1 protein-coding gene is annotated in these 378 nt (G+C 55.6%); it reads right to left on the bottom strand.

Translation table 11 applies throughout. From position 1 onward, the window contains the following. Positions 1 to 116: 116 nt before the first annotated feature. A partial coding sequence (locus EN808_RS35290; RefSeq protein ID WP_210235486.1) for a hypothetical protein occupies positions 117 to 378 on the bottom strand: 262 nt, incomplete at its 5' end.

Below are 378 nucleotides of genomic sequence, written 5' to 3'. Positions count from 1 at the left end.
CTCTCCCGCCCGGGAGGCTGCTCCTATGCTTGGAGCAAGATGCCTTCATAGTGCACCAACAATCGGTCGCAGTCCCATGCCCGTTCTTCTCCGCTCCACGATGTGGAAGTGACTGTCTAGCCTACCTGCTCAAGCTCTTCCGCCAGTTGGTCGGGATCGTCGACACCAGCCCGAAAAGGCTCATCACTCTGATTGCGATACGTACGTTCGCGTTCTTCTTTACACTTGATACGATGCTTCTCGCAGTAATCGTTCAAAGCTTTTGTGAGAACGCTGAGCTGGACGGAATCCGCAATTCCATATGGCAACATGCCTGCCTCCCTCATCGGGGCGAAGCATGGACCGCTTCCAAGCGTCCGCGTGCTCCTACTTCGGTAC

The sequence above is a fragment of the Mesorhizobium sp. M8A.F.Ca.ET.165.01.1.1 genome (assembly GCF_004792065.1).
Taxonomy (GTDB): Bacteria; Pseudomonadota; Alphaproteobacteria; order Rhizobiales; family Rhizobiaceae; genus Mesorhizobium.
The sequence above is the reverse complement of the archived record's forward strand: the minus strand, read 5'-3'. Positions and strand labels throughout refer to the sequence as shown.